General features: G+C 63.7%; 16 protein-coding genes and 1 pseudogene. All 17 read right to left on the bottom strand.

All coding sequences use genetic code 11. The annotated features are described in order from the left end of the window. Window positions 1-102 precede the first annotated feature (102 nt). Window positions 103-1,134: an elongator complex protein 3 gene (locus tag U8U01_RS13595; protein WP_322175226.1), complete on the bottom strand. Its 1,032-nt coding sequence runs from the start codon at window positions 1,132-1,134 to the stop codon at window positions 103-105. After that, window positions 1,131-1,811: a ribonuclease III gene (rnc, locus tag U8U01_RS13590; protein ID WP_322175224.1), complete on the bottom strand. Its 681-nt coding sequence runs from the start codon at window positions 1,809-1,811 to the stop codon at window positions 1,131-1,133. The genes U8U01_RS13595 and rnc overlap by 4 nt, the downstream gene beginning before the upstream one ends. A 96-nt stretch (window positions 1,812-1,907) precedes the next feature. Further along, window positions 1,908-2,912 (bottom strand): phosphate acyltransferase PlsX, encoded by a 1,005-nt coding sequence (plsX, locus tag U8U01_RS13585; RefSeq protein WP_322175221.1) that lies wholly within the window; start codon window positions 2,910-2,912, stop codon window positions 1,908-1,910. 12 nt (window positions 2,913-2,924) lie between these two features. Then, window positions 2,925-4,244 (bottom strand): methylenetetrahydrofolate--tRNA-(uracil(54)-C(5))-methyltransferase (FADH(2)-oxidizing) TrmFO, encoded by a 1,320-nt coding sequence (gene trmFO, locus U8U01_RS13580; RefSeq protein WP_322175218.1) that lies wholly within the window; start codon window positions 4,242-4,244, stop codon window positions 2,925-2,927. 329 nt (window positions 4,245-4,573) lie between these two features. Continuing rightward, window positions 4,574-6,658: a type I DNA topoisomerase gene (topA, locus tag U8U01_RS13575; protein ID WP_322175215.1), complete on the bottom strand. Its 2,085-nt coding sequence runs from the start codon at window positions 6,656-6,658 to the stop codon at window positions 4,574-4,576. A gap of 57 nt (window positions 6,659-6,715) precedes the next feature. Next, window positions 6,716-7,927 (bottom strand): DNA-processing protein DprA, encoded by a 1,212-nt coding sequence (locus U8U01_RS13570; RefSeq protein WP_322175213.1) that lies wholly within the window; start codon window positions 7,925-7,927, stop codon window positions 6,716-6,718. Beyond that, window positions 7,924-8,733 carry a TrmH family RNA methyltransferase gene (locus U8U01_RS13565; RefSeq protein ID WP_322175210.1) on the bottom strand — a complete coding sequence of 270 codons (810 nt, stop codon included), beginning with the start codon at window positions 8,731-8,733 and terminating at the stop codon, window positions 7,924-7,926. Before U8U01_RS13565 ends, U8U01_RS13570 begins: the two co-directional genes overlap by 4 nt. A gap of 152 nt (window positions 8,734-8,885) precedes the next feature. After that, window positions 8,886-9,239 carry a 50S ribosomal protein L20 gene (rplT, locus tag U8U01_RS13560; protein WP_322175208.1) on the bottom strand — a complete coding sequence of 118 codons (354 nt, stop codon included), beginning with the start codon at window positions 9,237-9,239 and terminating at the stop codon, window positions 8,886-8,888. Between the two features lie 153 nt (window positions 9,240-9,392). Further along, window positions 9,393-9,596, bottom strand: a complete 204-nt coding sequence (rpmI, locus tag U8U01_RS13555; RefSeq protein WP_120426871.1) for a 50S ribosomal protein L35 — start codon at window positions 9,594-9,596, stop codon at window positions 9,393-9,395. A gap of 40 nt (window positions 9,597-9,636) precedes the next feature. Next, window positions 9,637-10,170 carry a translation initiation factor IF-3 gene (gene infC / locus U8U01_RS13550; RefSeq protein ID WP_322175204.1) on the bottom strand — a complete coding sequence of 178 codons (534 nt, stop codon included), beginning with the start codon at window positions 10,168-10,170 and terminating at the stop codon, window positions 9,637-9,639. 485 nt (window positions 10,171-10,655) lie between these two features. Then, complete coding sequence (locus U8U01_RS13545; RefSeq protein ID WP_322175201.1) at window positions 10,656-11,246, bottom strand: hypothetical protein; 591 nt, start codon at window positions 11,244-11,246, stop codon at window positions 10,656-10,658. A gap of 20 nt (window positions 11,247-11,266) precedes the next feature. Then, the gene (locus tag U8U01_RS13540) at window positions 11,267-13,690 is read right to left on the bottom strand and encodes a beta-mannosidase (protein ID WP_322175197.1); all 2,424 of its coding nucleotides are present in this window, start codon (window positions 13,688-13,690) and stop codon (window positions 11,267-11,269) included. Between the two features lie 49 nt (window positions 13,691-13,739). After that, window positions 13,740-17,237 (bottom strand): helicase-exonuclease AddAB subunit AddA, encoded by a 3,498-nt coding sequence (gene addA, locus U8U01_RS13535; RefSeq protein ID WP_322175194.1) that lies wholly within the window; start codon window positions 17,235-17,237, stop codon window positions 13,740-13,742. A 40-nt stretch (window positions 17,238-17,277) separates the two neighbouring features. Beyond that, entirely contained in the window at window positions 17,278-17,706 is a 429-nt protein-coding gene (locus U8U01_RS13530; protein ID WP_322175191.1) for an aspartate carbamoyltransferase regulatory subunit, read from the bottom strand. A 4-nt stretch (window positions 17,707-17,710) separates the two neighbouring features. Continuing rightward, window positions 17,711-18,646: an aspartate carbamoyltransferase gene (gene pyrB / locus U8U01_RS13525; RefSeq protein ID WP_322175188.1), complete on the bottom strand. Its 936-nt coding sequence runs from the start codon at window positions 18,644-18,646 to the stop codon at window positions 17,711-17,713. Between the two features lie 340 nt (window positions 18,647-18,986). Then, a complete protein-coding gene (locus U8U01_RS13520) occupies window positions 18,987-19,529 on the bottom strand; it encodes a phosphatase PAP2 family protein (RefSeq protein ID WP_322175185.1) in 543 nt (180 codons plus the stop codon). 129 nt (window positions 19,530-19,658) lie between these two features. After that, window positions 19,659-19,757: pseudogene (locus U8U01_RS13515) on the bottom strand (IS5/IS1182 family transposase); the annotation flags it as partial.

Below are 19,757 nucleotides of genomic sequence, written 5' to 3'. Positions count from 1 at the left end.
GCGCTACAATCTGCTGGTGGACTGGAACGCGGCTACCGGCGAACTGTAAGCGTAAACTTGCCCATAAAAACAGCGGGGTGCCCAAAAGGCCGCCCCGCTGTTCTATTTTTCCTGCCGGGCCTCCTCTATCCGGGTGGCACTGTATGTCCCCCGGCCCAACCCGGCCTGCTGCAAAAACCGCACCCTGTAGCCCAGGCCTTCCAACCGGCCCAGGTTCTCCCGCCCCTGCCCCAGGGCGTTGGAGATATCCTCCGGGCAAACCGCCACCACATAGTCCCCCGGCCCCTGCCCGGCCAATGTGGCCAGCAGCCGGCCCAAAAACCGCCGGCTCTCCACCAGTTGCCGGAACGCCGGGTGATAGGGCCCGGCCAGCCGTGCCTGCTCCAGCCCAGGCCCGGCGTGCAGCCCCATGCGGATGACCCGCACCCCCGCCTGTTCAAAGCGGTCCAACAGCCGGGCGCATAGGGCCACTGCCTCTTCCAGCGGCTGAGGGGCGTAGCGGCCCCCTTGCCATAGGGCCGCCAGTTCCGTGCCGGGCAACACCAGGGTCGGGTACACCCGCATCGTCCGCGGCCCCAGGGCGATCAGCTTATCCGCCGTGTCCAGGGCTTTTTCGTCGGTGTCGGTATACAGGCCGGTCATCATTTGCAGGCCCAGTTCCAGGCCCGCCTTACAGACAAACCCCGCTGCCCGCACCGTGTCCTCCGCCCGATGCCCCCGGCGGTTGGCCGCCAGCACCCCGTTGTCCATAGACTGCGCGCCCAATTCCACAGCCGTCACCCGGTAAGCCTTCAGCAGCCCCAGCACCTGGGGGTCAACGGCGTCCGGCCGGGTAGAGCAGCGCACGCCCTTAAACCCATACCGCTCCACCGCCGCCTTGGCAGCCTCCAATAGGGCCAGCATATACCCCCGGTCAATCGCCGTAAAGCTGCCGCCAAAAAAGGCAATCTCCGTTTCCCTGCCCCGGCCGCTTTCCGCCGCGATCCGGGCCGCGCGGGCCACATCCTCCGGGGTAGGCGGCCGCCGGTGGCCCGCCCCGGTGATGGCCCCCTGCTCACAAAAGCTGCACTGGTGCGGGCAGCCCAAATGGGGCACAAACAGGGCGATATTCCCATGGTGTCTGGGCCCGCTCAATAGCCCATCAACTCCAATGCCTCCCTGGCCGCCTGCTGCTCGGCCTCCTTTTTGCTCCTGCCGCCGCCCTTGCCAATCACATTGCTGTTCAAATGCACCTCCACGGTAAAGTGCTTTTGATGGTCCGGCCCGCTCTCGCCGGTCAGCACATATTCCAACCGCTCCTCCGGGTTCTGCTGGATAATCTCCTGCAAGGTGGTCTTGTAGTCCTTAAAGGCCCTGCCCCCCCTGGTGCGGGCCGCCGGGGCCACAAAACGTAAGATCAGCTCCTTCGCGGTGTCCAGGCTGCCGCTGTCCAGGTACACCGCCGCTACGGTAGATTCAAACACGTCCGCCAATATGCTGGGCCGCTCCCGCCCGCCGGAGTGCATCTCCCCGTGGCTCAGGCGCAAAAAGCTGCCCACCTCCAGCGCCCGCGAGAACCCGCACAGGGACTTTTCACACACCAGCGCGGCCCTGGTCTTGGTAAGCTGCCCCTCCGGAAGGTCAGAAAAATGCCGGAACAGGTATTCCGCCGTCACAAACCCCAGCACCGAATCCCCCAGAAACTCCAGCCGCTCATAGCTCTGGCAGCGGTTCTCGTTGGCATACGATGCGTGTGTCAGCGCCGTTTCCAGCAAAGACTTGTCCTTAAACTCGTACCCTATCAGTTTTTCGTATTCCTCAAGCGCTCTCATCTGTCCTTTAGCCTCCTTTTACGCCTACTCCGCCGCCCCGGCCGGGCAGGCATTTGCCCGGCCAGTTCCTGGCCAAAGCCTCCGAACCACCGCCCGTCACTCTGCCTTTTGGGAGAACGCCTCCGCCAGTGTTTCCACATAGCCCGACTGGGTGCAGTCCCGCACCAGTTTCAAGGCGCTCTCCACCGCCCTGGCCCTGGCATTGCCGTGCATCTTAAACATGGGTTTCGAGGCCCCAATAACCGGCGCGCCACCGTAAGAGTTGTAGTCCATCCGCTTTTTCAGCCCCTGCAAATCGCCGTAAATCATGGCTGCGGCCAGCTTATTCTTCACATTTTTCTGGAAGATCTCCTTTACCATGCCCATCATAGCCAGGGCGGTACCCTCGTACAGTTTCAGTACGGTGTTGCCGGTAAAGCCGTCCGCCACCGCCACATCGCATACGCCATAGGGGATATCCCTGGCCTCCACATTGCCAATAAAGTTGATCGTCCGGCTGCCTTTCAGCAGGGCATAGGCCTCCCGCCGCAGGTCGCCGCCCTTGTGGTCCTCGGTGCCCACGTTCACCAGGCCCACCCGGGGGTTTTTAATCCCCATCACCTTCTCCATGTACACCGAGCCCATCACCCCGTACTGCAAAAGCCAGTCCGGCCGCGCCTCCACGCTGATGCCCCCGTCGCAGATCATAAACGGCCCCCGGGTGGTAGGCAGCACCGGGGCAAAGGCCCCCCGCCGCACCCCTTTCAGCCAGCGGACGACCCGCAGGGCCCCAAAGCCCAGGGCGCCGCTGTTGCCCGCGCTGGCAAAAGCGTCCCCCTTCCCCTCCGCCAAAGCCCGTACCCCCACAGCCATCGAGCTCTCCGCCTTCTCCTTCAGGATGCTCCCCGGCTCGTCCTCCATGGTCAGCACCTGTGGGCAGTGGATGATCTCCATCTTCTCCACCTGCCCGGCCACGTTCATCTCTTTTGCCGCGGCCAATATCCTGTCCCGGTCGCCGGTCAGGGTAATGTCAATCCCCAGGTTCTCCATCCCCCTGGCGCAGCCCAGCAAAATCTCCCCCGGGGCGTTGTCCCCGCCAAAGGCGTCTACAATAATGCGCATGATCCCTCTCCTTTACTCTGTTTCCAGCCGGGCCAGCCAGGGCTCCAGCGCCTCCAGTGCCCGCTGGGCCAGGCGGCCGTACCGCTCCCGCTTGTCCCGTATCTGTTCCCCCAGCGGGGGCAGTATGCCAAAGTTTGCCCCCATGGGCTGAAAGTCTTTTCCCGTATACCCGGAGATATACCGGCTCAGCGCGCCGGTCATGGTCGTATCCGGCAACACCACGGTTTCCTGCCCCCGCAGCCGCCGCACCGCGTTGCGCCCGGCCATTATGCCGCTTGCCGCAGATTCCATATACCCCTCCACCCCGGTCATCTGCCCGGCAAAAAACAGTGTGGGCCTCTTCTTCAGGGAAAAATCCCCCTGCAGCAGTCCGGGGGATTGGAGGAAGGTGTTGCGGTGCATCACCCCATACCGGGCAAACTCGGCGTTTTCCAGCCCCGGTATCATCCCAAACACCCGTTTTTGCTCCCCAAACTTTAGGTTGGTCTGAAACCCCACCAGATTATACAAGGTATTCTCCCGGTTTTCCGTACGCAGTTGCAAAACCGCCCAGGGCCGGTGGCCGGTGCGGGGGTCAACCAGGCCCACCGGTTTCATGGGCCCAAACCGGATGGCCTCCCGCCCCCGGCTTGCCAGCACCTCAATGGGCATACACCCCTCATAGACCTTGGGCCCCGCCACGTCAAAGCCGTGTACGGGCGCCCGTTCCGCCCCCAGCAGGGCGTCGGTAAAGGCCTCATACTCCTCCTTGTTCATGGGGCAGTTGATGTAATCGCCCTCCCCTTCCCCCCGGCCGTAGCGGTCGGCGGTAAAGCAGCGGGCCATGTTGATGCTCTCCCTGGTGACAATCGGCGCGGCCGCATCGTAAAAGCTGAGGCCGCCCCCGCATAGCCGCCCGATCTCCCCCGCCAGCCCCGCGGAGGTCAGGGGCCCGGTCGCAATAACCGCTACGCCCTCCGGCAGCCCCGTCCATTCCCGGCGTTCTACCGTGATCAGCGGGTGCCCCCCTATGGCCCCTGTCACCAGCCGCGAGAACACCTCCCGGTCCACCGCCAGCGCGCCCCCCGCGGGCACCTTGGCCTGCTCCGCGCAGCCCACCAGCAGCGAGCCCAGCCGCCGCATCTCCTCCTTTAAAAGCCCCGCCGCGCTCTCTATCCGCGCCGCCTTCAGCGAGTTGGAGCACACCAGTTCAGCCAGCAAAGGGCTCTTGTGCGCCGGGCTGTACCGGGCCGGTTTCATCTCTGCCAGCCGTACCGCCACACCCTTTTGGGCAATCTGCCACGCCGCCTCGCACCCTGCCAGGCCGCCGCCCACTACCGTTATGCTTTCCATTTTTGGCGCTGCTCCTTTCCTTTTTAAGGTTGTTCCTGCCCTTTTTAGGGTCGCCTCCGGCAGCTTAAGAAACTTTTCGTGAAAAGTTTCTTAAGAATCTTCCAAAGCTTCCCTGCCGTTACCGGCCGCCCTCGTAGAGCCAGGCTCTCCCCTCGACCGGCAGCGGTACCGCCTCTGCTTTTTTTAGGCCGCCTCCGGCGGCTTAAAGAATCTTCCAAAGCTTTCCTACCGTTACCAGCAGCCCTCACAGAGGCAGGCTCCCCCTCGGCCGGCAACCCGGCAGCGGTACCGTTTCTGCTTTTTTAGGCCGCCCCCGGCGGCCGGCGCCCCTACTCCTTCGGCTCCTTGCCGGGGAAAGTACAGCCCTCGGTAACGCAGTAAAGGCGCTTGTCTTTGGTCTTTTTCTGCATCAGCACCTTGCCGCACACCGGGCATTTCTCCTTGCTGGGCGGATCCCAGCTAACAAAATTGCAATCCGGGTAGCGGTCGCAGCCGTAGAACACCCGCCCCTTCTTGGACTTGCGCTCAATAATATTGCCCCCGCACTTCGGGCACTCGGCCCCGGTCGTTTTCACAATCTTCTTGATATTCTGGCACTCCGGGTAGCCCGAACAGGCAATAAACTTGCCAAACCGCCCGTGTTTCACCACCATCGGCCTACCGCATTTGTCGCAGATCTCGTCCGTTTCGTCCTCTTTCAGGTGTATCTTCACCCCGTCCATGGCCTTTTTGGCCTTCTGCACGGTCTTGTCAAAGTCGTCGTAAAAGGTGCGCAGGGTATCCACCCAAGCCTCGTCCCCCCGCTGCACCGCGTCCAGGTCGTCCTCCACCTGGGCGGTAAATTTCACGTTGACGATCTTGGGGAACTGCTCCTTCATCAGCTTGGTGATCACCTCCCCCAATTCCGTAGGCTTAAAGGCTTTGCCCTCCCGCACCACATACTCCCGCATGGTAATGGTAGAGATGGTCGCCGCATAGGTAGAGGGCCGGCCAATACCGTTCTCTTCCAGGGTCTTGATCAGCGAGGCTTCCGTATACCGGGGTGGCGGCTGGGTAAAGTGCTGGTTTCCTACCAGGTCCCGCACCTTCAGTTTCATCCCCTCCTCCAGGGGGGGCAGATCCTTACCGGCCTTTTCCGCCTCGTCCTTGCTCTCCTCGTACAGGGCGGTAAAGCCCTCAAAGTTCACGTTAAAGCCGCTGGCCTTAAAGATATACCGCCCTGCGTGGATATTGGCCTGGGTGGTGTTCAGCACACAGTTGGCCATCTGGCTGGAGATAAACCGCTCCCAAATCAGCTTATACAGCTTATACTGGTCCGGCGTCAGCGAGTCCTTCACCCGCTCCGGGCTCAGGCTGATGGTAGAGGGCCGGATGGCCTCATGCCCGTCCTGGGCCCCTGCGCGGGACTTAAAGTGCCGGGGTTTCGGCGGCAGGTACTTGCCGCCCCAGCGCTCCTCGATAAAGGCCGCCGCGTCCCGTATGGCGTCCTCCGAGATACGCAGCGAGTCGGTACGCATATAGGTGATAAGGCCCACGGCCCCCTGCCCCTCAATGTCCACGCCCTCATACAGTTCCTGCGCCGCCCGCATGGTGCGGTACGCCTGGAACCCCAGCCTCCGGGACGCCTCCTGCTGCAAGGTTGAGGTGATAAAGGGCGGGGCAGGCTGGCGGGTGCGTTTGCCCTTTTTCACCGGGCCCACTATAAAGTCCTCCCCCTCCAGTTCCCCCAGGATAGCGTCCGCCTGCTGGCCGCTGGTAATCTCGATCTCCCCGTTCTCATCCCCATAAAATGCCGCCTGGAACACCGACCGGGAGGGGGGCGCGGTCAGTTTCGCGTCCAGGCTCCAGTACTCCTTGGGTACAAAGGCGCGTATCTCCTCTTCCCGGTCCACGATCATCCGCACCGCCACCGACTGCACCCGGCCCGCCGAAAGCCCCTTGCGGATGGTTTTTACCAGAAAGGGGCTGAGGGTATACCCCACCAGCCGGTCCAAAATCCGCCGGGCCTGCTGGGCGTTCACCAGGTCCATGTCAATGGTACGGGGATGGGCCATGCCCTCGGCCACCCCGGTTTGGGTGATCTCGTTAAAGGTCACCCGGTCCTGGGCGTCCTCGTCCAGTTTCAGTATATAGGCCAGGTGCCAAGAGATAGCCTCCCCTTCCCGGTCCGGGTCGGTGGCCAGCAGCACCGCGTCCGCCTCCGCCGCGGCTGCCTTCAGGTCCTTCACCAGTTGTTCCTTGCCCTTGATAATGGTGTATTTGGGCTTAAAATTGTCCTTCACGTCCACACATAGCCGGGCCTTGGGCAGGTCCCGCACATGGCCCATCGAGGCCACCACCTTGTAGCCGGGCCCCAAATATTTCTGAATGGTCTTTGCCTTTGAAGGCGACTCCACAATGACTAATTTTGCCATAATCGTATCCTTTATTTCATAACAAAATTTGTAATCCCCCACTGGCGGGCTCCCGGTTCATATCCGGCGGTAGCGGCCGTTCTGGCCCCGTTCCACCCGGCCCAGCAGTTCCAGCCTGGCCAGCGCCCGCAGCAGCAGCCCGGCCTCCACTCCGCTCCGGGCAGAAAGCTCCTCCACGGTCAGTTCCTTTTCCAGCAGTGCCAGCAGTCCCCCGTCCTGCCCGGCGGGCTGTCCGGGGCCGGGCGGCGCCGGGGTTTCGGGCCTTGGCGCCCCTGGCGGCGGCCTGTCGGAAAGCGCCCCCTGGGCCCTCTGGCCCGCCTGCCGGGGCGGCTTTCTCCGGGGCCTGCCAGGGCTTGCCTCCATACCGGCAGCCCTTTTCCCCTGCCGCTGCCAGCCGGGGTTTTCCTCCACAATCTCCCAGCCCGATTCCACCGGCCTGGCCCCTTTGGCAAGCAGCGCCCGGCTGCCCGCAAAGGCCGGGTCATCCGGCGGTCCGGGGTAGACGTACACCGGCCGGCCCTGCTTGGCCGCCAGCCGGGCATACAGCATGGTGCCCCCTTTTTCCGCGGCCTGCACCAGCACCACTGCCGCGCACATACCCGTAAGCAGCCGGTTGCGCTGATGAAAACCGCCCTGTGCCGGGTTCCGCTGCGAAAAATACTCGCTCAGCAGCACCCCGCCCCGTTCCGCCACCCGCCGGCAAAGGCCGACCGGCCGGTCCAGGTAAGGGCTGGCCAGGTCCACCGGGGCCACGCATACCGTGCGGCCAAAGGCTTCCATGGCCCCCTCCTGGGCGGCGGTGTCCACCCCCGGGGCCATACCGCTGGCCACCACTACCCCGGCCGTGGCCAGTTGGTGGGCGATCTTCCTGGCCACCTGGCAACTGGCCTCGCTGGCCTTCCGGGCCCCCACCACAGCCACCCAGGGGGCGTCCGCCAGGGGGGCCATCTCGCCTTTCATATACAATACCGCAGGAGGGTCAGAAATATTCCTGAGATCCGGGGGATATTTCTCACTCTCCGGCGTAAGCAACTGCCAGCACATCTGGGCGGCAAACTGCAAGCGTACCATGGCGGCTTTCAGGTCAAAGGCCCGCAGGCTCTCTATCTGCTGGCGGGAGATATACGCCAGCCTGCACCACTCCCCGGCACCGGCCCGGTAAAAGCCCTCCAGCCCACCGGGAAAGGTGTTGTGGATATGCCAGGGCTTGGGGCTGCCCTCGCCAAAGGCGTGCTGGGCCCACACCCAAAATACGTCCTTGTCGATCATACCCGCCGCCCCCTTGCCATCTCCCACAGCAGCACCGTCGCCGCCGCGGCCGCGTTCAGTGATTCCGCCCTGCCCCCCATCGGGATCGTCACCAGGTCCGTACACAGCCCTGCCGTTTCCCTGGTAAGCCCGCTGCCCTCATTGCCAATCAGCACCGCGTGGCGCCCCCTGGTAAAGTCCAGTTCGGTGATGGGCCGGGCCTCCGGGGCAGGTACCGCCCCGTGGGCCGCGTAGCCGTGGGCCTGCAACAGCCCAAACAGCCGCCGGGGCGAGGCCTCCAAAGCCAGCTCCATCCGAAACACCGCCCCCATGGAGGCCCGCAGCGCCTTGGGGGACAGCGGGTCGCAGCAATCCCCCAGCAAAAAGACCCGAAACCGGCCCAGCGCCTCCGCTGTGCGCAAAACCGTCCCCAGGTTGCCAGGATCTTGAAGGTTTTCCAACACCAGGCAGGGGCCCTTGGGTGCAAAGCCGATTACACCCTCCATCCCCTGGGGCCGGCGGCACACGCAGAAAATCCCCTGGGGGTTTCTGGTGTCAGCCAGCAGTTGCACCACAGGCTGGCTGACCTCGTATGCCTGCCCGCACACCTTCAGCACAGGCTCCAGGTACTGGGCGTATGTTTTCTTGGCCTGGGCCGTGAAAAAGCAGGCCTCTACCCCCACATCCGACAGGGCCGCGTCCTGGCACAGGCGGGCCCCTTCGCACAAAAAGAGCCCCGCCTCCCGCCGCTGCCGGGCAGAGCCGGCCAGCCCCGCCGCGGCCCGTACCACCGGGTTGCGGCGGCTGGTGATGACCTCAACCCCCACTGGAAACACCCCTTTCAACCAAAGCGCAAAGATACTTCCGGCCCGCCCTGCCGCCCCTCCCACCAGAACGGAAACGCCCAAGGCAGGTTGCCTCAGGCGCAATTTGCTTAATTGGAACGGTACGCATCACGCGCCTGGCAAACCCTATTCGCTTACAGCGCGGCCTTCGCCTTTTCCACCAGCGCGGTAAAGCCCTGGGGGTCGGCAATGGCAATCTCAGAGAGCATCTTCCGGTTCAGGGTAACGCCCGCCTTCTTCAAACCGTTCATAAAGGTGGAGTAATTGGTGCCGTTCATCTTGCACCCTGCGGAAATGCGGGTGATCCATAGCTGGCGGAAATCCCGCTTGCGCTGCTTACGGCCAATATACGCATAGTTGCCGGACTTCATAACAGCCTGTTTGGCCATTTTAAAGTGGCGGCTCTTGGCGCCCCAATAACCCTTCGCCAGTTTCAGTACCTTTTTCCTTCTTTTGCGCGTCATCATCGCGCCTTTTACTCTAGCCATTTCTTCTCAATCCTTTCCCGGCAGCGCCGGCATAATGCGGTCCCTCCGGGGCCGCCTATTCTCCGTCGGCACCGGGCCAGCCGGCCGGTGCCGCTTGCATTTTCCTGTCCTTGCCCTTCTCCCAAAAGGCCCGCTGGGCCCCTGCTGCCGGGCTTATTTATAGGGCAACATCCGTTTCACGGCGGCGGTATTGGTCTTGTCGGTCACCGTGGTGCCCCTGGCATGGCGTTTCACTTTCGGGGTCTTGCCATGGCCGTTAAACAGGTGGCTGGTAAAGGCGTGGCCGCGAATGACCTTCCCGTTTTTAGACAGCTTAAAGCGCTTTTTGGCGCCGCTGTGGGTTTTCAGTTTCGGCATACTTTATTCCTCCTTGGTTTTGTGGCCCAACCGGCGGGCCTTACTTAACGGGCTTGGGCACAAGGAACATCAGCATCGTCCTGCCCTCCAGCTTGGGCTGGCGCTCCACGTTTGCCACCTCGGCCATAGCCTCGGCAAACCGGCGCATAATATCCTGCCCCAGCTCAGGGTGCCCCATTTCCCTTCCCCGGAAACGGATGGACGCCTTGACCTTGTTCCCCTCTGTTATAAAGCGGATGGCGTGGTTTTTCTTGGTCTCAAAATCATGGGTGTCGATATTCAGCGACAGCCGGACTTCCTTGATCTCCACCACGCGCTGGTTCTTCCGCTGTTCCTTTTCCCGCTTGCTCTGCTCAAACCGGTACTTGCCGTAGTCGATTATCTTGCACACCGGCGGGGTGGCCTGGGGAGCGATCTTCACCAGGTCCAGATTCTTCTGCTCGGCCAGCTCCATCGCCTTTTTTGCGGGCATAATGCCCAGTTGCGAGCCGTCCGCGTCGATAAGCCTTACTTCCCGGTCCCTGATCTGCTCGTTGATCTGTAGCTCCTTGCTGCTAATGTTCAGCACCTCCATCAAGAAATCCTCAGCCAAAAAAGCGGACGGTATACCCCGCCCGCTGAATCAACACATAAGCGCCGCCCCAAACAACAGGGGCCGCCCAAGCTATTGACCCAATGCCGGCCTGTGCCGCACGGGTGGGCCGGTTTTCTCCTTACGCCGAAAACCGCCGCTTTGTTTTCCGCCCACTATTATACTACGCCCCCTGGCCTTTGTCAAGGGCTATTTTCCCCAGGGTGTGTCCAAAATGAAGAGTTTAAAACGAGGCTCCAGCGAACAAATAGTAAAAGTTTCGTCCACCTTTTCAAAGGTGGTGGGGTTTTTAGGGGCAAAGCCCCTAGGGCTTGTTTGAAAAATCGAAAACGCCGTCTTTTTACCCAGAAGCAGCCATCTTCTGCGTCGAAAATCCTCGTAATACGCAAGTATTCCTTGCGGTTTTCTCCTTGAAGCTGACCGTTTCTGGTCAAAATTCCGTCATTTCCTCTATTTTCAAACAAGCCCTAAACTGCCGGAGGCCAACATTTCGTCATAAACTCTTCTTTATGGACACTCCCTCTCCCCAGGGCCGCCCTGTCCCCCCAAAACTGCACTTCCATGTAGTTGAACCGCCCGTTCACTTCCTCCACAAACCGCCCGGCCCCGCCGCTTTCCTCTATGGCCTTTGCCAGCATGGCCTTGGTCAGCATGGTAAAGTCCCCCTGCCGCTCTGTCACCGTCATGCTGTCGCCATAGGTAAAGCTTACCAGTTGGGCAGGTATGGCAGAAAGGGGCGCCCGTACCGCAAGCCCCCGGCCAAACCACCGGTCCAGCATTTCGCTGCCCTCCAGCACAAAGGAAAGGGGATGTTCCTGCTCCGGCCGGCCGCCCAGCCGGAGAAAGCGCTGGTAAAGCCGCCGCTCCACCTCCAGGCGCCGGGGGTAGTAGTTTTCAAAATCCGCAAACCGCCCAAAGGCTGTTTCCTCCGGGTTCTCCCTGGCCAACGCCCCGGCCAGGGCAAACGCCTCTTCCCTTGGCAGGCTCATGATCGTATGCAGGGGCTCGCAGTTTTTGTGGCAGTAGTGCACAAGGGTAAGCCCCTCCAGCCCCTTCATCCCTTTCTCCCCCTTTTCCGTCATCGTATATCGTACACGCTGCGCACCCGCAGGCCCACCGGCTTGCCCCGCAGCACCTTCACCCGGCGCTCTCCGGGCAGCATATCAAAGTAGTTGTCACTAAGCACCAGGTCCTCCCCGGCGTTGCGCACCTCTACCCCCTGGGCATAGGCCCTGGCCGTCACCACAATCTCGTCCCCTTCCACCCGGCACCCCAGCGCCGGGTCCGCAAAGCGGAAATACTTGGGCTCCACAAAAATCACCGCGCCAAAGCTGGCCTGCACCCCGTTCTCCCACAGCGTGTAGGTCAAAACATCCTCCCGTATATCCGCCTCCGGCAACTCCACCCGATCCAACCAGGCGCTTTCCAGGGCCGGCGCCAGCAGCGAGATCACTTCTTCCCGTTTCACCCGGCCCAGCCGGTCCCGCAGGGCCCATTTCACCAGCGCCGGGCGGCTGCCCATGGTTTCGTTGGTCACGCACAGGGTCATGGCCGGCGTCCAGCCCGCCGGCTGGGCATTCACCCCCAGCCCCCGGCTCATGGCCCCCTCTTCCTGGCAGGAGAGCAGCACCGGCGCAAAGAACCGCCGGGCAAAGTAGTGCAGGGCCTTCCACCGGCCGGTATAGTCAATGGAAGACCAGGACGCCCCCGGCCAGCAGTCGTTCAGTTGCCAGTAAAGGGCCCCCATGCACCGCCCCCGCCCCCGGCGGAAATGCTCCACCCCATACCGCACCGCCTGGGCCTGTAACAGTTGCGAGGCATACAGCGCCGTGTCCAAATCCCCTGGGCGCAGGAAGTACTGCTGCATATAGGCCGCCAGCAGGGCCCCGCCCATCTGGCACCGCTGATGCTTTTCCATGATATACCCATACAGGTTCCTGTCCTCCGGCAGGGTAAAGCCCTCTACCGTGGAAAGGCAAGGCCAGCTTTCAAAGCCGAACTCCGAGATATACCGGCCCATATTCTTCCGGTAGGCGGTAAAGGGCTGCACCCCGTGCCACACGCTCCAGTCGTGCACATCCCCCCTGGCCTGGCCGTTGGGCTCGTCAAACCCGCCCCCCGAAGAAGGGCTCCCCGGCCAGTAGAAGGCGTCCGGGGCGTGCTCCAGCACCACCTTGGGCAGCAGGTATTCGTACATCCGTATGTAATCCGCCCGGCGTTTCGGGCTGTCCACCCAAAGGCCCTCCTGGGCAAAAAGCTCCATCTCATTGTTGCCGCACCACAGGGCGATGCAAGGGTGGTCCCGCAGGCGTTTCACATTGTCCGCCACCTCGGCCTCTATATTCCTGGCAAAGGCCGGGGTCAGGTCATAGGCCGCGCAGGCGAACATCAAGTCCTGCCACACCAGCAGCCCCAGTTCGTCGCACAGGTCGTAGAAGGCGTCGTCCGGGTAGTGCCCCCCGCCCCACACCCGTATGGTGTTGAAGTTGGCCGCGCAGGCGTCCTCCAGCAGCCGGCGGGTGCGCGCCGGCGTTATCCGGGAGAGGATATTGTCCGCCGGGATGTAGTCCGCCCCCATGGCAAACACCCGCACCCCGTTGATCTCATGGGCAAAGCTTTCCCCCCATGCATCCTTTTCTATGGCCACCGTGGCCGTGCGCAGCCCGATGCGCCGCTCCCAGCGGTCCACCTCCCGGCCCTCCACCAGGGCCCGCACGGTCACGGTGTACAGGGGCTGGGCCCCGTAGCCTCTGGGCCACCACAACTGGGGATCCTCCACCGCCAGCCCCATGGGCCGCTGGGGAAAAGCCGTCACCCGGCCCTGGGGGTCGGTCAGCGTGGCGGCAAATTCCACCCCGGCCGGGGAGACCGCGCTCACCCCCAGGGACAGTTCCACCCTGCCCCCCGTATGTTTCTGCCGGACCCGCACCTCCTGGATGCGGGCCCCCTCCACCCCCAGCAGTTCCACCGGCCGCCAGATGCCCGCGTCCGGCAGGCGGGGCCCCCAGTCCCAGCCGAACATACAGTGGGCCTTCCGCAGGCTGGGGAACCCCCCCATGGCGTCCGGGCTGCCCTGGGCGTATGCCTCCCCGCCGTGGGCCCCTATGTACCCGGTGGGCGAGGCGATCTGCACCACCAGCCGGTTCTCCCCTTCCAGCAGCAGATGGGTCACGTCAAAGGTATAAACCCGGTGCATATTCTCCACCCGCCCCAGGGGGGAGCCGTTCAGTTCTATATCCGCCAGGGTGTCCACCCCCCAAAACCGCAGCAGGGCCTGCTTGCAGCCGGTTATCCCCCCTGCCGGGGTAAAGCGGCAGGTGTAGGTAAAGCTGTTGTCCATCAGGGCCAGCGCCGCCCCCTCGTTGTCCCGCCAAAAGGGATCCTCCATGCGGCCGTGCTCCAGCAGGCAGGCATATACCGAACCCGGCACCCGCGCCGCCAGTTCCTCCCCGGCCTGCCCCACGCCCAGGCTCCACCCCTCTGAAATGGTTTGTCTGATCATAGTCCCCTCCTTGTCTATATGGCCGGGGCCATCCCCGGCAGGCCTGCCCTTACGCCCCGCCGTACGTCCGGGCGCTCCCCCTGCTCAACCAGGTAGAGTACAGGATCATCTCCCCCACCTTCTCCCCGGTCACTTCCTCCATGGCATAGGCGTACAGCCGCAGTTGCATTTCATACCGCCGCCACAGTTCCTCCATATCCTCCACCCGGTCCGTCTTAAAATCAATGATGTGCAGCCGTCCGTCCTCCATAAAGGTACAGTCCACCGCACCCTGCAAAACCACCTGTTCGCCCAGCCCCCCGCTGGTGCCGGGCTGGGCCATGCCGGGGGGTATGGCCGCCGTAAACCGCCGCTCCTTCACCACCTCCGGCGAGCGCAGCACCCGTTGCCCCAGTTCCCCGGCAAAAAAGGCCCGCACCCGTCCCACGTCCACGGCCCCGGCCTCTTCGGGGGCCAGGTAGGCCCTTTCGGCCAGCCGGGCAATCTCCCCCTCCGGGTCCCTGGCCGCCCTGGCAAAGTCGGCAAACTGCATAAAGGCGTGCAGGGCCATGCCCCGCTGGGCCGGCGTCATCCCCTGCTCCCCCAGCCAGGCCGGCCGCGAGAGCCCCAGCTCCCGCCCCCCCCCCTGCTCCGCCGCCAGTTTCGAGGCCGAAACCTTCGCCGGTATGTCCAAGGCGTCCTCATAGGGGTAGCAAAAGGCGGCCTGGGCCCGTACCTGCCGGTACAACTCCATATCCGGCTGGGCCGGCTGGGCCGGCGGCGGCGCCGCCTCCTCCTGCTCCGGGACATAGTCCCACAGGCTAACCGCCCAGGGCTCCCCGTCCTCTGTTTCCACCGCCCCGGCGGCCAGCCCGGCGGCCCGGCGCAGCCCGCCCCCGCTGGGGTGGCGCAGGGCGCAGGCCAGCAGCCATTCCCCGGCGTTTTTGGCCCGGCCCACCGCAAAGGGGTCCGGCCGTCCGGGGCCAAACTCCATGGCCGCCCGGTCCAGTACCGGCCCCATATCCCTGGCCGATGCCACCAGCAGCAGCTTTTCCTGGGCCCTGGTCATGGCCACATACAGCACCCGCAACTCCTCCGCCGCGGCCCCGCGGGCGCTTCCCAGGGCAATGGCCTCCCTGGCCGTGGTGGTGGCGCGGGCCCCGTCCGGGCCCTTCAGCCGCACCCCCAGCCCCAGTTCCGGGTGCAGCAGCACGTCCTCGGCCCGGTCCCCCACAAAGCCCCGGCCGCAGCCCGCCACTATGCACACCGGGAACTGCAACCCCTTGGAGCGGTGTATGCTCATAATGCCCACCGCCTGGGGCCCTGCCGGCTCCTGCCCCGCCGCTTGCATATCCGAGCCGTTGTCCCGCAGCCGGTCCAAAAACCGCACAAACCCCGCCAGCCCGTGGTAGCCAGAGCGCTCATACTCCTGGGCATACCGCTGCAAAAGCCGCAGGTTCTCCAGCCTGGCCGGGCCGTCCTCCATAGCCAGCACCATATCCGTGCAGCCGGTGCGGCTGTACAGCACGGTCAAAAAGCTGTCGGCGGGCATGGTGGCGGCCAGGCTCCGCAGCCGGGCCAAATCCCCCAGCACCCGGCCCCAGCGGGTATCCTCTTCCCCCGCCCGCAGCAGCGACACATACACCGGCACCCCCTTCCCCCCGGCCCGCAGCCGGGCCAGGTCGTCGGCAGAAAACCCATACAGGGGGCTCATCAGCACCGCCAGCAGGGGGATATCCTGGTCCGGGTTGTCGATCACCCGCAGCAGCGACAGCACCATCTGTACCTCCCCGGCGGCAAAAAAGCCCCCGCTCACCGCCGCCCTGGCCGGCACGCCCCGGCGTTTCAGTTCCTGGGCGTACAGGTGGGCATATTGGTTGGCGCTGCGCAGCAGGATGCAAAAATCCCCATAGCCCGCCGGCCGTTCCGTGTCCCCTTGGCTGATGGTGAACCCGCCCTCCACCATCTCCCGTATCCGCCGGGCGATCCACGCGGCCTCCGCGGCCTCCGGGGGCTCCTCCCCCCGGCTGATGAACACCGCCTCCGTTTCGCACCCGGCCTTGGGGGCAAAGCCCGCGCCGCACACCAGCCGTTCTTCCCCGGTGTAGTCCATGTCCCCGGCCTCCCGGCTCATCAGTTGCGAGAACACAAAGTTCACCGCCCCGGTCACCTCCCGGCGGGAGCGGAAGTTCCTGTCCAGCACAATGCAGGCCGGGTATTGGTCCAGCCGCCGGTCGTACCGGGCAAAGGCCGCCTTGCACCCCAGGAACAGTTCCGGCATGGCCCGCCGGAACCCGTAGATGCTCTGTTTCACGTCCCCCACCATAAACAGGTTCTCCCCGTTCCGGGAGATCGCCCGGAAAATGGCGTCCTGCACCTCGTTGATGTCCTGGTACTCGTCGATCATGATCTCGTCAAAGCGGGCGGCCACCTGCCGGGCCGCGGGGGTCGGCTCCCCCCCCTCCCCGCAGAACAACCGGATGGCGCAGTGCTCCAGGTCGCTATAGTCCAAAAAGCCCCTGGCCCTTTTCTTCTCCTGATACCGCCTGGCCATATCCAGCGTAAGCCCGGCCAGGCTTTCCAGCAGGGGCGCGGCGGCGGCCAGTTCCTCCCGGCTGCGCGCCCGGCTTACCGCAAGGGGCCTGCCCAGCCCCTCCATCACCTTTTTCACCTCTTTGCGGCAGCTTTCCAGCCGCAGCAGCAGGGGGTCGTCCTTGTCCCGGCCCCGCAGGGCCTTCCGGCGGGCCGGGGCAAAGGCGGCCAGCGCCGTCCGGGCCCCGTCCCAGTCCCCGGCCCTGGCCGTTTCCGCCAGGGCCAGGCAGCGTTCCCGGTCCGCCGCCAGCGCCGGCCCAAACGAGGCGTACAGTTCTTCGTCCTCCCCGGCCAGCCCCTGGGCGTTTTCCAGCAGATGGGCACAATAGGCCCCGGCCCCGGCGGCATAGCCCAGCACCACCTGCTCCCAGGGCGCCGGGTCCCCGGCGCCGTACATGGCCACCTTTTCCGCCAGCCACTTTTCGGGGAAAGGGTGGCTCTGCATAAACCGGTACAGGCGCAGGGCCATCTTCCCCAACCGGCGGTCGTCCCGGTCCCCGGCAAAGGCGTCGGCCAGCTCCCCCACCTCCCCTGCCTCAAAGGCAGCGGACACCGCCTCGTCCAGGGCCAGCCCCACCAGTTCCTCTTCCCGCTTGTCCGAGAGTATCTTAAAATCCGGCGCCAGCCCCAGCAGGTGGAAAAACTCCCGCACCATATCCGCGCAAAAGCTGTCCACCGTGCCAATATGGGCCTGGTGCAGCAGGATGCTCTGCCTGCTCAGCCGGCGGTCGCCGGGGTTCTCCCTGGCCAGCCGGGATAAAGCCTGTTCCAGCCGGGCCCGCATCTCGGCGGCGGCGGCCTTGGTAAAGGTGACGATCAACAGCCGGTCCGCGTCCGCCGGGTTTTCCGGGTCCGTCAGCCGGGCTATGGCCCGCTGCACCAGCACGGCGGTCTTGCCGGAACCGGCTGCGGCGGCCACCAGCACGGTCCCCTGCCGGGCCTTTACCGCATCTTCCTGACTGGGGGTCAGTTCCATGGTAAGTCACCTCCCAAAAAGTTAAAAATCTCCCGCGCCCTCAGGTATAGCTGTCGTCCAGCAGTTGCTCGCAGTACCGGCACCGGTAGCGGTGTTCTTCCCCGTCGCACAGGTAAAATTCCTGGTCCACATCCTCCACGCTGGTCACGCACCGGGGGTTTTTGCACTGCACAATGTTCACCAGCTTTGTAGGCAGATAGGGCTGCTTTTTCTCCGCCAGCCTGCCGTCCCGGATCACGCACACCGTGGCATGGTCGTCAATAAACCCCAGCACGTCCAAATCCACGTCCGTCATGCCCTCTATTTTAATGATATCCTTCTTCCCAAACTTGCTGCTCCGGGCGTTGCGGATAATGGCCACACAGGTGTCCAGCTTATGCAGTTCCAGCAGTTCATACACCCGCATCCCCCGCCCGGCGGTAATGTGGTCTATCACAATCCCGTTCTCAATGCTGTCGATGTTCAGCATACCTTCAGCCCTCCTTCAAAATATCCGGCTCCAGCCCCAGCAGCGCCAAAATCAGCGCCATGCGCACAAACACCCCGCCCCTGGCCTGCTCAAAGTACAGCGCACGGGGGTCATCGTCCACCCGCTGGTCTATCTCGTTCACCCTGGGCAGGGGGTGCAGCACCGCCAAGTCCTTTTTGCCCATTTCCAGCTTTTCGGGGGTCAGTATGTACGAGTTCTTCAGCCGCACATAGTCCTCCTCGTTAAAAAACCGCTCCCGCTGCACCCTGGTCATGTACAGCACGTCCAACTGGGGCATAACCTCCTCCATGCGCCGCACCTCCGTAAAGGGGTGGCCCGAAGGCCCGATCACTTCCTTTAATATGTACCCCGGCGCCCGCAGTTCTTCCGGCGAGATCAGCACAAACCGCATCCCCTCATACCGCACCAGCGCCTTAATCAGCGAGTGCACCGTCCGCCCGAACTTCAGGTCGCCGCACAGCCCAATGGTCATGCCGCCAATCCCCCCCCGGCTGCGCTGTATGGTAAACAGGTCCGTCAGCGTCTGGGTGGGGTGCTGATGCCCCCCGTCCCCGGCGTTCACCACCGGTATCCGCGAAAACCGGGAGGCCACCAGCGGCGCCCCCTCCTTAAAGTGGCGCATGGCCGCTATGTCCGCGTAGCCGGAGATCATGCGGATGGTGTCCGCCACGCTCTCCCCCTTGGCGGCAGAGCTGCTCTGGGCCGAGGAAAACCCCAGCACCTGCCCCCCCAGCCGCAGCATGGCCGATTCAAAACTCAGCCGGGTGCGGGTGCTTGGCTCAAAAAACAGCGTAGCCAGTATCCGCCCCGCGCACCGCCGGGCGTAGTTGCCGGGCCTGTCCGCTATACGCTGGGCCAGCGCCAGCAGCCGCCCGGTTTCCTCCCTGTCAAAGTCCAGTGGGTCGATCAAATGCCGCATCCAACCGCCGCCTTTCATAAGGTTTTGTGTAAAAAAGCCGCGGGCAACATAACCCGCGGCTGTGTTCATTATACTATTATACAGGCGCCGCCCCGGTAAGTCAATATCCTCCCCTACATAGGCGTGCCCCAAAAAAGAGTTTATGACAAATTTTTGGCCTCTGGCAGCGGAGAGTTGGCTACGCCAACTCTGGGGCGTTGATTCTCGGCTGCCGCCTCGGTCGGCGACGGGAAATCGCCACCGGCGATTGTCGCCCCCTAAGAACCCCACCACCTTTGAAAAGGTGGACGAAACTTTTACTATTTTTTCACTGGCACCTCGCTTTTAAACTCTTTGCCCCCTATATTCCCCGGCGGGCACAGGCCCGGCGTTGGCAATAACCGGCCCCCCAGGCGCAAAGGCACCCCAGGGCCGCCCCGGCCAGCACGTCCGTCGGGTAGTGCACAAACAGGAACACCCGCGAAAAAGCGATCAGCCCGGCCAGCGCCAGGGCCGCCGCCCCCCATCGCTTATCCCGCCGGAACACCCCCACCGCCGCCCCAAAGGACGCGCAACTGTGCCCCGAAGGGAACGACCACCCCGCGGGCGGGGCAATCAGTAGCTGCACCGCCCCCGCCGCCTCCTGAAAGGGCCGGGGGCGGCCTATCAGGTTTTTCAGGCAGATTTCGCCAATCACCAGCCCGGCCAGCATCGCCCCCAGCATCACCACGCCCGTGCCCCGCCAGCCGCTTTTCTTGCCAAACACCACCAGCAGCAGCGCCAGCGCAATCCAAACCGCCCCGCCTTCCCCCAAGTAGGTAATCACCGGAAAAATCCGGTCGCTCACCCCGTTGTGGCAGTAGCCCTGCACCAGCCCCATCACCGCCTGGTCAAATGGGTTCATCCTCATCACTCCTTCCCGCCCACTTTTGCGGGCGATGATCTCCCCTACCTCCGGCGGCCTAGCACCCCGCTGCCTCCGGCGGCCTAAGGGCCCTTTTAAAAAAGGGCCCTTAGATAGTGTCTACACGAATTAAGTACGGATAGCAGCCCAAATGGCGATACAACGGACGTGTACCGCGGCGATAAAAGCATCCGAGGTTTTGGCATAACGAGTGGCAATACCTCTCCA

It is taken from the genome of Acutalibacter caecimuris, assembly GCF_034335085.1.
In the GTDB taxonomy this organism is placed as follows: Bacteria; Bacillota; Clostridia; order Oscillospirales; family Acutalibacteraceae; genus Acutalibacter; species Acutalibacter caecimuris.
The sequence above is the reverse complement of the archived record's forward strand: the minus strand, read 5'-3'. Positions and strand labels throughout refer to the sequence as shown.

Coding starts and splice junctions, on each gene's coding strand:
- addA (WP_322175194.1), bottom strand. CDS start 17,237: ATGGAACTGACCCCCAGTCAGGAAGATGCGGTAAAGGCCCGGCAGGGG.
- U8U01_RS13540 (WP_322175197.1), bottom strand. CDS start 13,690: ATGATCAGACAAACCATTTCAGAGGGGTGGAGCCTGGGCGTGGGGCAG.
- infC (WP_322175204.1), bottom strand. CDS start 10,170: ATGGAGGTGCTGAACATTAGCAGCAAGGAGCTACAGATCAACGAGCAG.
- U8U01_RS13520 (WP_322175185.1), bottom strand. CDS start 19,529: ATGAACCCATTTGACCAGGCGGTGATGGGGCTGGTGCAGGGCTACTGC.
- U8U01_RS13545 (WP_322175201.1), bottom strand. CDS start 11,246: ATGAAGGGGCTGGAGGGGCTTACCCTTGTGCACTACTGCCACAAAAAC.
- U8U01_RS13570 (WP_322175213.1), bottom strand. CDS start 7,927: ATGATCGACAAGGACGTATTTTGGGTGTGGGCCCAGCACGCCTTTGGC.
- plsX (WP_322175221.1), bottom strand. CDS start 2,912: ATGCGCATTATTGTAGACGCCTTTGGCGGGGACAACGCCCCGGGGGAG.
- topA (WP_322175215.1), bottom strand. CDS start 6,658: ATGGCAAAATTAGTCATTGTGGAGTCGCCTTCAAAGGCAAAGACCATT.
- rpmI (WP_120426871.1), bottom strand. CDS start 9,596: ATGCCGAAACTGAAAACCCACAGCGGCGCCAAAAAGCGCTTTAAGCTG.
- trmFO (WP_322175218.1), bottom strand. CDS start 4,244: ATGGAAAGCATAACGGTAGTGGGCGGCGGCCTGGCAGGGTGCGAGGCG.
- pyrB (WP_322175188.1), bottom strand. CDS start 18,646: ATGCGGCATTTGATCGACCCACTGGACTTTGACAGGGAGGAAACCGGG.
- U8U01_RS13530 (WP_322175191.1), bottom strand. CDS start 17,706: ATGCTGAACATCGACAGCATTGAGAACGGGATTGTGATAGACCACATT.
- rnc (WP_322175224.1), bottom strand. CDS start 1,811: ATGAGAGCGCTTGAGGAATACGAAAAACTGATAGGGTACGAGTTTAAG.
- rplT (WP_322175208.1), bottom strand. CDS start 9,239: ATGGCTAGAGTAAAAGGCGCGATGATGACGCGCAAAAGAAGGAAAAAG.